This window comes from Bacteroides sp. 519 (assembly GCF_010500955.1).
GTDB lineage: Bacteria > Bacteroidota > Bacteroidia > Bacteroidales > Bacteroidaceae > Bacteroides.
In genome coordinates, this window is the sequence record NZ_QVMJ01000005.1 from 1 (window position 1) to 11,779 (window position 11,779).

Consider the following 11,779-nt stretch of genomic DNA (forward strand, 5'->3'; position numbering starts at 1 on the left):
TTCTTAAGAAATCCCTTTGAATTTTAAAAAATCAGTCATTCCTTGACCAAGAACAAACAAGAAATACAATATAGGCGACAAAGCGGAGACGCTTACCTTTGAGTGGTACTTATGTTTTACTTTTTGGGCATCTGTCATAGTGTAATATATTGAAATACAGATCAATAAGTACGCTATGATACTTATGATGGTTTTTTTGCGATAAATCGTCTGTACGGGATTACAAAAAACACAAGGTTCCCTCTTTTTTTGATATCCTCCTCCGCCCTTCGGGCAAAGGAGGATAGCCTGCGGAGCCTCCCACTTCGTGACGAATGAGATCTTCCGAACATGACAGCTCCATTATTCATCATAAGCCGAAAAGCCTGTTATTATCATCCAAATCAACTATAAAACTCAATATTATCTGAATAAATATCACAGTTTTTAATCCAAATCAGCCAATATAGGATTAATCATCATAGTAAACAATCTGATTTGTGACAAATGTGATTAATCAAAAAAAATGCACGGTTATATCTGTCTTTTTTACAAACAAATATCACCGTAGCTTTGCAGAACAAAATTTCAAGTTCATTTTTATTCATTAACAAATTCAATTAAATTATGAAACTAAAATCAATTCTGGGTGTAACATGTGCAGCTACAGTAATGTTCGCTTCTTGTTCCAACGAAGACAATCCGAACGAGTTTATCAAAGGCGATAAAGATGCTCATTTGAATATCGCTGTGGCTTTTCCTAAAGTAGAAACAAGAAGTGTAGTTGATGGTAATGCAACTACAGACGAGCTGAAAGTAACTAATGTAACTGTATTTATCTTCGAAAACGGAGCGGCTGCTTCGGGAAGTGGCCAAACATTTACTGCCGACAAGTTTGATGCAACAACCGAAAACTTGTATACACTTAAAGAAGAAAACAAGATTTTAACTACAAATGGTACAAAAAACATTTATGTAGGTATCAATCTTCCAACAAGCATGCAAAGCTTTACTACCGAAAGTGCTCTGGCTAAAGCTATTGCAGTAAGTGCAAGCGACCTTCAGGGAGCAAACGGTAGTGCTATGTTCTCGACTAAAGTTGAAAAAAGACTACTCGAAGCAGTAGAAGCTGGGGGCAGCACACCTCAGAAAAACATTGTAGCAGTAGAAGTAGAGCGTTTAGTTGCTAAAGTAGCTGTATCACATGGTTCTACAACCAGCTATACTAAAGATAATGTAACTTACACTATCGACAAATTTGCTGTAGGCCAGGATGGTTCTGAAATGTATCCAATGAAAGTTGTAAACAGTGGTAAATTAATCACTCCTTACAAAAGAAACGGTGCTCCAACTACTCTTTTTAACATTAATGCAAACAACACAGCCAGTAACGGATTGGTAGGTGCTTATGCTATTGAAAATGCTACAGAAAAAGGCACTTCCGGCGAAGCTACTTATGCTGTAGTAAGAGCTTCTTTCAAACCTGCTAAATTGCACGAATTAGATGGCACAACTATCAAAGAAGTGGCCTATGCATTGAATAGTGATAATAACATTTGGGTAGTACGTTACGAAGGTGATGTTTACTTTGCTGCAACCGAAACCATTGCCGATGCAATTTGTGCTAACCTTTCAACTCTTAATCCAACTCTTAAAGCTACAAAAGAAGAATACAAAGGATCATACTGCTACTACTATGTTTATTTGAACAAAGACGACGCCGGCAAAAAACTCGAACTGCACCGTAACGATTTCATTCACATCAGCATAGATGGTGTTAACGGATTGGGAACAAGCGGAGACACTGCTACCAATGGAGAAACTCCAGTTGATCCAGCAAATCCTAACGAACCAGTTGTTAAAACAGCAACATCACTTATTGTAAGTATTACAACCAAAGCATGGAACTATAGCACTAAAGCTGTAACATTGGAATAAAATTAAGTACTATAATAATGGTTGCCAAAAACGTGGCGGCCATTATTTAACCAAACTATAACGAAAAGAAATCCACCCCAAGTTATAAAACATGAGAAATAGTAAACATATTATGTTGATCCTGTGCTTTATTATAAGCTTGGGGGTCAATTCGTGCATTGACGAAAGGGATAATTGCCCCAACAACAACCTGATGCATGTAGTGATAATAGCAGAAACAGAAGAAACAAGAGCCGCAACATATCAACAAACAATAAATAATTCGCAATTATATGTATTCGATGATAACGGCAACTATGTTACTTCGGCAACTAAAGGGAAGTACACATCCGGACAAGAATACAAATTTTCGTTCAACATAGATCCAGAAAGAAATTATCATCTGGCATTATGGACAAACCTGGGCAATGAATACATACCCAACTACACACCAGAACAATGTAAAACTGAGAAACCAAACAAAATAGACATGCAACTGAGGTTTCATTATCCACCCAATAAAGTAGTGACCGAAGATATAGCCGACCTCCACTTTGCTTTTATAAACAACGCATACGTAAAGGCCGATGTAGAGAATGTGTTTAAATTACCACTTATTTTATATACTAATATTATTGATGTAAAAGTAAAAGGATTGCCCCAACCCGAGGCAAACTACGACCTGGAAATTAACGACAACAATGCTCGCCATACTTTTACACACCAATTTGCCAACAGCGACCCCAATCAAGGGATGTTTACATATAAACGAAAAGGAAAGCTTAAAGACGGGGTAATATCAGGAACGTTCAAAACGCTTCGACTGGCAGATGGACGTTCGCCCCGTCTCTCCTTATCAACCACCAACAGCGACGGAACAACCGAAGTTTTATTTGCAGGAAACCTGATTGAAATGATAAAAAAAGCATATCCTGCCCAAACAGATTACAGCAACTTCTTCGACCAAACGCACGTGTTCGATATTACACTCGATTTTGATGTCGACCTGGGAGTTACAGTTACAATAAACGGATGGCAATTCAAACATCAATCGCAAATTATAGGCTAAAAACAATACAAATGAAACAATATTGCAAAACAATTTTATTATTAACACTAATAGCAATGCTGCAAGGAGCTTGCTCAAAAGATAATTTGGAACAAAATGAAGAACCGGTGGTAATATTAGTATCTGCCGAATCGAGAGCAGACACACCAAACAGTCACGAAGGAGATCCGGCCGACCGGAACATATCCACGCTACGTGTGCTGATTTACGAATCGGGAAGCCAGCAGCTGGCATTCAATATATTTGTACCTACAATAAACAACCCAACCAAACTCAATATTAAAACAGGTAGATACAACTTTGTGTTTGTTGCCAACGAGGATAGTGACCCTGCAATAGCAGCACAATTGGCTGCACAAAACCCAGGTAGTAAAGCTATAAATTTATTTGATATGAGCTTTGCAGCCTCGGCATTTGCTGCCAGCAAAAACATACCCATGGTTACACGCATTGACAATGTGCTTATATTAGCCTACGAGCAATACCAAACCCCCGATATGCAGGCACCGGAAACAGGTGTATGGCCAATATGGATGGAGCGTTTGGGTGTTCGCCTTGATATAGCTTTGCAGATGACCCAATCGCAATACGATAGATTTTCTACAGAAAAAACAATGCGTTTTACCAATGTACCCGACCGTGTATATCTGGCGCCTGCTATCATCAGCAACGGAACTGTAGTAGCAGCCGGAGTTACAATACCAACAACCGACATCACCATTACACCTATTACCAATCCTGTTGATGAGTACATCTGGAAAGTACAGTGCAACCGTATTATTTTGCCCGAAAACACTTTTTTCAATAAAACAGATGCTACCAAAGCACTTAAACTGACTCTTGGTTTTGGAACCGATGATGTTTCTGAGGGCATAATATGCCTCGAACCGGGTACAGACCATACGCTTCCGCGCAATACATTCCTCGATATTGATGGAAAAGTACTATCAACCACGTTTACATTCAATACGATTGTTCAAGATTGGACACAAATAGACTTACCAAACCAATTGTAAAAACCTAGCCCGATTCCATACTGTTGTTTACTGCTAAAGTATTGTAACTTGTATAGAAAATAACCTGTTCTCTTTTTCGGTTTATATGTTCTGTATTAAACATCGATTTGACAGTGTTGTATAAAAGCTGTATATTAACATAACAATAGAATGTTTTCTTTGAATTATTGCTGACCCCAAAAGAGAGACCCCTCAATAACCAATAAACCCAATTAATTAGCTAAAAAATCTAACGATGTATGATGATGAAAACGAAGAAGTTTGATTTACACAAAGAGTTTTTAAAAATGCTACACAACCTCCCCGGAAAAAGATCGGAACTGATAAATGAAATTGCGGATGAACTAAGTATAGAACGAGAGTCGGCCTACCGAAGGCTATCGGGAAGGGTATTGTTTAGTGCCAGTGAGATTGGTCTTTTGGTTCGACGTTTCAACATTTCGTTGGACGATATGACCAAAGAAAACCCTTTATATAGTACAGTTACTGTAATGATGTCGCAACCAATGACACGTCGTCATTCAATGGACATGCTTATCCGACAAATGGAAAATTCTCTGAATAAAATAAATAAATCGGTAAGTGAAAACGGAGAACTATATTCGGTTTTCGATTCATTGCCAATTGAATTCTTTCTTCCTTATCCTAACCTCTGTAAGTTCATGTTCTTCAAATGGGGGTATTGCTACATTGGCACAGAAGATTATTATAAGTACAAAGACTGGGTGCTTCCTGAAAAAATACATGTGGTAGGCGAAAAGCTACTCGAAGCATGCAAGAAGTATTCTAAAGTGCTATATATTTGGGACTATCCGGTAATCTGGAACCTGGTTAATGATATTACCTTCTTTTATAATATTCTTGTACTCTCCGATGAAGATGTAGCTGCTATTAAAGCCGATTTGCGTGATTTGCTTATCAACCTGGAACGACTTTTAAAAGGAGGCGATAACCACAGCTATGTACCTGAACTGAGTGTTTATTTTTCTACTGTAAATATCAGCATTACCTGTTTGGCACACATCTCAGATACAGAGTGCCACAGTTTCTTCAGAAATTACTTCTTTCAAACCGAAAATATGAATAATCCGAAAACCTCCGGCAGAGTACGCGATTGGATACAATCCATGAAATCTCTCTCAACATGTATATCCGAGAGTAGCGAACGCGAACGTAGATTATTCTTCGAAAGGCAACACAAAATGTTGAAATGAGTTTTGAGTGGTGAGTTTTGAGTTATGAGTTATGAGTGGTGAGTTTTGAGTTATGAGTTATGAGTGGTGAGTTATGAGTTATGAGTTTCCATGCGGCATCGCAACTCAAAACTCACTACTCATAACTCATTACTCAAAACTCATTACTCAAAACTCATAACTCACTACTCACTAAAAGAAGAATCTTAATACGTCATTAAAGTTTGCCCAGATAAGTAAGCCAAATAATAACAGCATACCTGCCACCTGGGCATATTCCATAAATTTATCGCTTGGTTTTCTACGAGCAATGATTTCGTATAACAGGAATAATACATGTCCACCATCCAAAGCAGGAATAGGCAGAATATTCATGAAGGCCAATATGATTGAAAGGAAAGCCGTCATATACCAAAATGCATGCCAATCCCACTGAGCTGGGAAAATACTTCCGATGGTACCAAAGCCACCTATTTGTTTGGCTCCTTCTTTAGAGAAGAGGTATTTCATATCACCAACATAGCCCTTAAGCGTATTGACTCCAAGCTTAATACCTGCCGGGAAGGATTCAAAGAAACTATAACTCACCTTTACAAGCGGAAGGAATTTTGAAAGATTGCCTTGAGGAAGAACACCTATTTTAAAAGCCGAATCGGCAACTGCTGTTGTTGTACATAGCTCGCCGTTGCGGTAGTAATCAAGGGTTATTTCGTGCACGTTCAAGCTATCGGTAGTTGCAGTAGCTGCATTTTTCTCAATGGCCTCAATTAATTCCGAATAATCATAATAGGCAGGAGTAGGCATACCATTTAAGGCAACTATACTGTCGCCTCTCTGTAATCCGGCTACAAAAGCAGGCGAGTTAGGTACAATACTATCCAACACAAAAGGGAAACGATAAGAAGCAAAACGCACAGAGTCTGCCATTAAACTTTGCATCAATCCTTCTGGTATATATACCGATGCAGGAGCACCGTTACGTAGTACAGTTACTTCGCGGGCATTTGCAATCATACGAAGCATATCACCATCATAGCGAACAAACTCTTTTCCATCGGCCGATATAGGAATATCTCCATTCTGGAAACCAACCTTTAAAGCGGTTTCGTTAAATTGCATACCCAACTTTGCATCTTTTACAGAGATATAGCTATCGCCCCACGCAAAAAGAATCATCGAGTAAATAAACAATGCCAGTATAAAGTTGAATACTACCCCGGCAACCATTACCAGCAATCTTTGCCATGCCGGTTTTGAACGAAACTCCCAAGGTTGAGCCGGTTGTTTCATTTGCTCGGTATCCATAGACTCGTCAATCATACCCGATATTTTCACATAGCCTCCCAAAGGCAACCAACCTATAGCATATTCAGTATCGCTTTTCTTGGGTTTATGTTTGAATAGAGTAAACCAGGGATCAAAAAACAAACAGAATTTTTCCACCCTTATTTTAAACAGGCGGGCAAAAAAGAAGTGACCACACTCATGTACAATTACAAGTATTGATAAACTCATAATTAACTGAAGGGCACGAATTAAAAATGTCTCCATTATTATTAAAGTTTTGAGTTATAAGTTTTGAGTAATGAGTTATAAGTTTTGAATTTTAAGTTATGATGCGGCATCGAAACTCAAAACTCATTACTTAAAACTCATTACTTCTCCGGCAATTATTCTTGCCATTTTATCTGTAGCTACATAATCTTCGTAGCTAGGTGATTTTATATAAGATACTTTCTGCATGGTTTCTTCAATCACCTCGCTCATTTTGAGGAATGATATTTCGTCACGCAGAAAAGCAGCTACTACTACTTCGTTGGCTGCATTCAGGATACAAGGCATATTACCAGCCTGATGCATGGCCTCATAAGCCAGAGCCAGATTGCGGAAACGTGTTGTATCCGGCTGTTCAAACGTAAGGGTTGAGAATTGTGTAAAGTCCAATCTATCGAACGATGAACGAACCCTGTCCGGGTATGAGAAAGCATACTGAATGGGTAATCGCATATCCGGCAAACCAAGTTGTGCTTTTATAGAGCTGTCTTCAAACTGCACCATAGAGTGTATAATTGATTGCGGATGCACCACTACATCAATCTGATCGGGACGTACACCAAAAAGCCATTTGGCTTCAATTACTTCGAATCCCTTATTCATCATGCTGGCCGAGTCGATGGTTATTTTAGCTCCCATCTCCCAATTGGGATGTTTCAGGGCCTGAACCTTGGTTACACTTTTCAACTGTTCGCTGGTAAATGTACGGAAAGGCCCTCCTGATGCTGTAAGAATCAGTTTCTCGATAGCGTTTGCACCCTCGCCAACTATACATTGAAATATTGCCGAATGTTCCGAATCGACCGGAATAACCGTTGAACCGGATTGTTGCATCATTTGCGATATCAGTTCACCAGCAACCACCAATGTTTCTTTATTTGCCAATGCAATGAGCTTCTTTGCCTGTATGGCGTGCATTGTTGGTTTCAAACCGGCATAGCCTACCATTGCAGTAAGTACAATATCAATGGGTTCCGATTCTACTATCTGGCAGATGGCTTCCATACCTGCATATACTTTTACAGGCAAGTCTTCCAAGGCATCTTTTAACTGAATGTATTTTGCTTCGTTGGCAATTACAACAGCCTCGGGTTGAAACTGCCGGGCTTGTATGATGAGTTGTTCTACACTGTTATTGGCAGTGAGTGCGTAAACTTCGTATAAATCGGGATGTTCGGCAATAACCTGTAATGCTTGTGTACCTATTGAGCCTGTTGATCCTAATATTGCTATCTGTTTCTTCTTCATAGTTTAAAAAACAATATAACTTGTGGGATTCACCGCTTTACCACGGTGCCAGAGTTCGAAATGAAGATGCGGTCCGGTGGTTAAAGTCCCGGTATTGCCTACCAAGGCAATAGATTCTCCGGCTTTTACCTGATCGCCCACTTTCTTTAATAATCCTTCGCAATGTTTATAAACAGACACAAATTCCTGGCTATGCTGTACCATTATAACATTGCCGGTTTCTGCTGTGTATGTACTCAAAATAACAGTACCTTCGAGTACTGCAACCACACTTTCGCCAAGGTTGGCTGCAATATCAATACCCAGGTGACTGATGTCTTCATCAAAAGAAGAACTTATTACTCCCCGGGTTGGCGGAAAGAAGATTACTCCGTCGGACTGTGTTTGAATGGTTATTGCGGTAGTTAGATTGTACTTTTCGGCCTCTTCGTACTGTTTACGGAATTCTTCTTCGCGTTCGGAACGCGCCAGAAGCGAATCTTCACGAACAGCCGTCAGGTTCTCCATAGATGTTATGGTATCGGGTTTAATGTTACCACTGAAGATATCATGGATATTCATGATGTAGAGTTTCTGCCTTTCGAGCACGTTTTCAAGTGAATCCATCCGCAAAATGTTGTCCATAATCTGAGAACGGACTTCGCTGTTCATATAGCCTGGCAGATAATTCCGTAGGGGTGTAAATGCGATAATGGCGGCGGCAATAGCAAATAGTACAATTAAAACAGTGAGAAGAACCGAAAGGCCATTCAGTTTGGATACATGAATTGCTGCAATCTCTTCCAATGTGTTTTCATTGAAAATGGAAATTTTATATTTAAACTTGAAATTGTGCCACAACGCTTTCGTGAGCCATTTCTTCTTTTTCGCCATCATAGTGTTTTATTGGAAACGCAAAAGTAAGAATTCTTATTCAGCATCCAATAAATTCCTACCCATTTTTACTTTTGTTATTATATACAGCAACCGGATTACTTCAAAATAAGCATCTTGTAATTCAATAAGTAACTCTATCGTTTTAATATCTATATCTGCCTGAATGGATTGATGGCTTTCCGAATCTCCAAACTTTTTTAACGGAGCTATCATTTCGTGCTCAACAAAAGATTCTATTAACTCCCACTGGGTTTCTTTTATCATCTTTTTGATGGTATCCTCCATTGAGAATATATATTTCTTTATTTCAATAATTTCTTCTTCGGTTCTACTCATCGACACACTAAAGGTGGCAATTATTGTATTTACTTGTGTAGTGGTTTCGTATTCGTATTTATCAAAGAGATTCTGAACCATAAAATGTGCATCATACAGTCGGTTTATTTCTTCTTTCTTCTCTTCATTTGCTGCATGGTTAATTGCATACTTGTACACATCAATATCTATATATTTTGCCTTTTCGCGTAATGATTCTACATACTTAAGATGCTCTTCAACAGGAAGGTTTTTAGGAGTATAGCGAGTTCCGTTGTATAAAATATATTCGGCCTCTATATGCTTGTTTTGTATTCCATACATGGTATTAGAGTCCTCAATGGCAGCTTCGAGTTCTTTTAACAGTTTTGAGTTTTCTTCTGTAAACGGATTTATTAAAACGTCATTGGCTGTTAGTTCTTTTCTATCAAAAAAGATAATGGCACGATCCAGAAATGCGCTATACTGTGATGGTACAGAATGTTCCTTATGATATTGCTCGCAATGTTCGGCTAACTCCACATCTGTTGCCTCTTCCAGTTCGCTAATGTCCTGCAAATTTAACAATAAAAGGTTGGACATTCTGATTACAACATCCGATGGAATGAGTTCCCATGCTGGTCTGAGATCTATTTCTTTGCTAACTGTAAGTTCCTGTACATTGGCTATTCGGTTTTCGATCGATGGGTGCGAGTCCCACGAGTTTTGCAATGTAATCCGGGAGTAAGAAGTGGAGTTATCTATCGGTTCATCCAGCAATATTCCTGCATTGATTTTTTTACCCGATTCTGCCGAAAGGATATCGGTAATAATGGTATGTACCCGGAATACATTTTCCGGTTTTTTCTTTTTATCCATCATGCTTTTCACTATTCCGGCAGAGTATTGGAAGGTTGCTCCGGTAAAATCTATTTTACACAGGCCGGAGATAAAAACATCTTTACCTGTATATTTACAGGCTATAGAGTCGGCATGATACTCCATTTGCCGGGATAATTGCATATACGACCGGTTTACCATACCGTACATAGCACGTAAAAGTCTCTTTACCAAATTAGTAAACCCGCGGGTTAACGAACCCGACAAGGCTATAATCCACACATTGATTGCACACCATTGGTTTACCCATTCGTCCCATTTATCTTCTTGAAAAGCCAGGTCATGAAGCACAGTGTTTGCAATATAAACACCTGAACCTACTTTCATGCTCTTTTGCGAAAAATGCCCGAACTCATGTGCCAGAATTCCTTTTAGCTCGTCTACATTAAGGGCTGTAAACAAACCGATTCCTATTTCAAGGTTTTTTCTTACTGGTAAAAATATACTCCAGAAACTGGTATTATAAAATACGCACGCATTAACATCGGGCGATATAAATACTTTTTTAGGTATAGGGCAATGGGTTGCTTGGGCTACTTCACGAATGGTCTTAAATAATTGGGGACATTCAGACTCTTTCACCTCTCTTCTGTTCAGGTTTTCGTTTTTGTTTTTAGCAAACAGAAATTTAAATAAGTATAAACCAAACATCAATGCAAAACCTATGGCACCCAGAATAGCCATGGCTGCAAAGAACATTCCATAAAGATTTCTTATCTGAATAATATTGGGAAACCCAATAATTGCCAGTTGAAAAGCTAACCAAATAAGGATACCCCCAACAACGATCAGGCAGATGTAAACCAGTATAAAAAGAATAATTCTAAAAATAACGTTAGAAGAATAACGTGCAATTGCTTTGTCGTGTTCCATAATGTATAATAACTAGATGGCCCGAAAGTACAAATAATTTAGAAGATATTCAAAGCTAATTATAAGAAACAACATATGTATTTGTTTTATTCATCAGTCATCTTGTCATAATATCTATATGACTCTTTCAGTTTGTATTTCCGTTTTATTTCTTCTTCCCAAGCAAAATATTCTTCTTTAAACTCATTAAAGTCACTTGGAATACCCTTTGTCCAATACATATTCCCATAAGTCAAAAGCATAGCCCAATGAAATTCCAATTCGTGTGTCAAAAACAAAACTTCATTAATTGACTTTGGCATTTTTATCAAATCTGAATTATTCAGTTTATTTGTGGCTAAATCATAACTTATTTTTCCATATTTTACCATTATATGCTTCACTAATTCGCAAAATGAATAATGGTTAAAAATCACACCTGATTCATCATCTTCAAATCGCAAATTGTCGGTCAAACTTTCCATCTTCTGTTCTTCCCAAACTCTCATTTCTGAATTGTTTAGTGTTTTTTTAATTGTTCATCTCTCATTTCAATATCACTGTAAATGGCTGCTAGCGGTTGGCGACTTGCACTTTTATGCGACCAGATTCTCTATCCTGAGTTTTTAAATAAATGCCTGCTTTTTCTGTTTGGTTATAAATAATTGTTGACCAAACAGCAGATTCAACTTTCACAGGAATATCTATTCCGATTGCTATTTCTTTCATTTAAATCTTTTTTAAATCATCTCGTCTGGTTCAGTTAGTGGCTGAAACGAACTAAAAAGAGTTCACAAGCAATTACCCCTTGGGGTAAAATTTGAATAACCCCCAGTGAAGCGAAGCGACTGGGGGTGGAGAATAGACTCAATCTCATCAAC

Annotated in this window: 10 protein-coding genes; 4 read left to right on the forward strand and 6 right to left on the reverse strand. The window is 38.3% G+C overall.

Features of this window, described 5'->3' with window-relative positions; genetic code table 11:
- Positions 1 to 606: 606 nt before the first annotated feature.
- The 4 genes from D0T85_RS06375 (at position 607) to D0T85_RS06390 (ending at position 5,195) form a co-directional block, all read left to right on the forward strand.
- Entirely contained in the window at positions 607 to 1,917 is a 1,311-nt protein-coding gene (locus D0T85_RS06375) for an Mfa1 family fimbria major subunit (protein ID WP_163211404.1), read from the forward strand.
- A gap of 91 nt (positions 1,918 to 2,008) precedes the next feature.
- Positions 2,009 to 2,965, forward strand: a complete 957-nt coding sequence (locus tag D0T85_RS06380) for a FimB/Mfa2 family fimbrial subunit (protein ID WP_163211406.1) — start codon at positions 2,009 to 2,011, stop codon at positions 2,963 to 2,965.
- 11 nt (positions 2,966 to 2,976) lie between these two features.
- Positions 2,977 to 3,981, forward strand: a complete 1,005-nt coding sequence (locus tag D0T85_RS06385) for a fimbrial protein (protein ID WP_163211408.1) — start codon at positions 2,977 to 2,979, stop codon at positions 3,979 to 3,981.
- Between the two features lie 239 nt (positions 3,982 to 4,220).
- Positions 4,221 to 5,195 carry a hypothetical protein gene (locus tag D0T85_RS06390; RefSeq protein ID WP_163211410.1) on the forward strand — a complete coding sequence of 325 codons (975 nt, stop codon included), beginning with the start codon at positions 4,221 to 4,223 and terminating at the stop codon, positions 5,193 to 5,195.
- 171 nt (positions 5,196 to 5,366) lie between these two features.
- On the opposite strand, the gene rseP is transcribed toward D0T85_RS06390, so the two are convergent.
- The 6 genes from rseP to D0T85_RS06415 all read right to left on the reverse strand — a co-directional run bounded on the left by rseP (position 5,367) and on the right by D0T85_RS06415 (position 11,627).
- Positions 5,367 to 6,725, reverse strand: a complete 1,359-nt coding sequence (gene rseP / locus D0T85_RS06395; protein ID WP_163211412.1) for an RIP metalloprotease RseP — start codon at positions 6,723 to 6,725, stop codon at positions 5,367 to 5,369.
- A gap of 90 nt (positions 6,726 to 6,815) precedes the next feature.
- On the reverse strand, positions 6,816 to 7,976 hold the full coding sequence (locus D0T85_RS22490; RefSeq protein ID WP_203558427.1) for a 1-deoxy-D-xylulose-5-phosphate reductoisomerase: 1,161 nt from the start codon (positions 7,974 to 7,976) through the stop codon (positions 6,816 to 6,818).
- Between the two features lie 3 nt (positions 7,977 to 7,979).
- A complete protein-coding gene (locus tag D0T85_RS22495; RefSeq protein WP_203558430.1) occupies positions 7,980 to 8,849 on the reverse strand; it encodes a M23 family metallopeptidase in 870 nt (289 codons plus the stop codon).
- A 36-nt stretch (positions 8,850 to 8,885) separates the two neighbouring features.
- Positions 8,886 to 10,919, reverse strand: coding sequence for a M48 family metallopeptidase (locus tag D0T85_RS06405; protein ID WP_163211414.1), 2,034 nt, complete (start codon positions 10,917 to 10,919; stop codon positions 8,886 to 8,888).
- Positions 10,920 to 11,005: 86 nt separating this feature from the next.
- Positions 11,006 to 11,407 (reverse strand): hypothetical protein, encoded by a 402-nt coding sequence (locus tag D0T85_RS06410; protein WP_163211416.1) that lies wholly within the window; start codon positions 11,405 to 11,407, stop codon positions 11,006 to 11,008.
- 64 nt (positions 11,408 to 11,471) lie between these two features.
- On the reverse strand, positions 11,472 to 11,627 hold the full coding sequence (locus D0T85_RS06415) for a hypothetical protein (protein ID WP_163211418.1): 156 nt from the start codon (positions 11,625 to 11,627) through the stop codon (positions 11,472 to 11,474).
- Between the last annotated feature and the right edge of the window lie 152 nt (positions 11,628 to 11,779).

Bases quoted from the DNA above. Each gene is read 5' to 3' on its own strand.
- D0T85_RS06415 (WP_163211418.1), bottom strand. From the start codon at position 11,627: ATGAAAGAAATAGCAATCGGAATAGATATTCCTGTGAAAGTTGAATCT.
- D0T85_RS22490 (WP_203558427.1), bottom strand. From the start codon at position 7,976: ATGAAGAAGAAACAGATAGCAATATTAGGATCAACAGGCTCAATAGGT.
- D0T85_RS06385 (WP_163211408.1), top strand. From the start codon at position 2,977: ATGAAACAATATTGCAAAACAATTTTATTATTAACACTAATAGCAATG.
- D0T85_RS22495 (WP_203558430.1), bottom strand. From the start codon at position 8,849: ATGGCGAAAAAGAAGAAATGGCTCACGAAAGCGTTGTGGCACAATTTC.
- rseP (WP_163211412.1), bottom strand. From the start codon at position 6,725: ATGGAGACATTTTTAATTCGTGCCCTTCAGTTAATTATGAGTTTATCA.
- D0T85_RS06375 (WP_163211404.1), top strand. From the start codon at position 607: ATGAAACTAAAATCAATTCTGGGTGTAACATGTGCAGCTACAGTAATG.
- D0T85_RS06405 (WP_163211414.1), bottom strand. From the start codon at position 10,919: ATGGAACACGACAAAGCAATTGCACGTTATTCTTCTAACGTTATTTTT.
- D0T85_RS06380 (WP_163211406.1), top strand. From the start codon at position 2,009: ATGAGAAATAGTAAACATATTATGTTGATCCTGTGCTTTATTATAAGC.
- D0T85_RS06410 (WP_163211416.1), bottom strand. From the start codon at position 11,407: ATGAGAGTTTGGGAAGAACAGAAGATGGAAAGTTTGACCGACAATTTG.
- D0T85_RS06390 (WP_163211410.1), top strand. From the start codon at position 4,221: ATGATGATGAAAACGAAGAAGTTTGATTTACACAAAGAGTTTTTAAAA.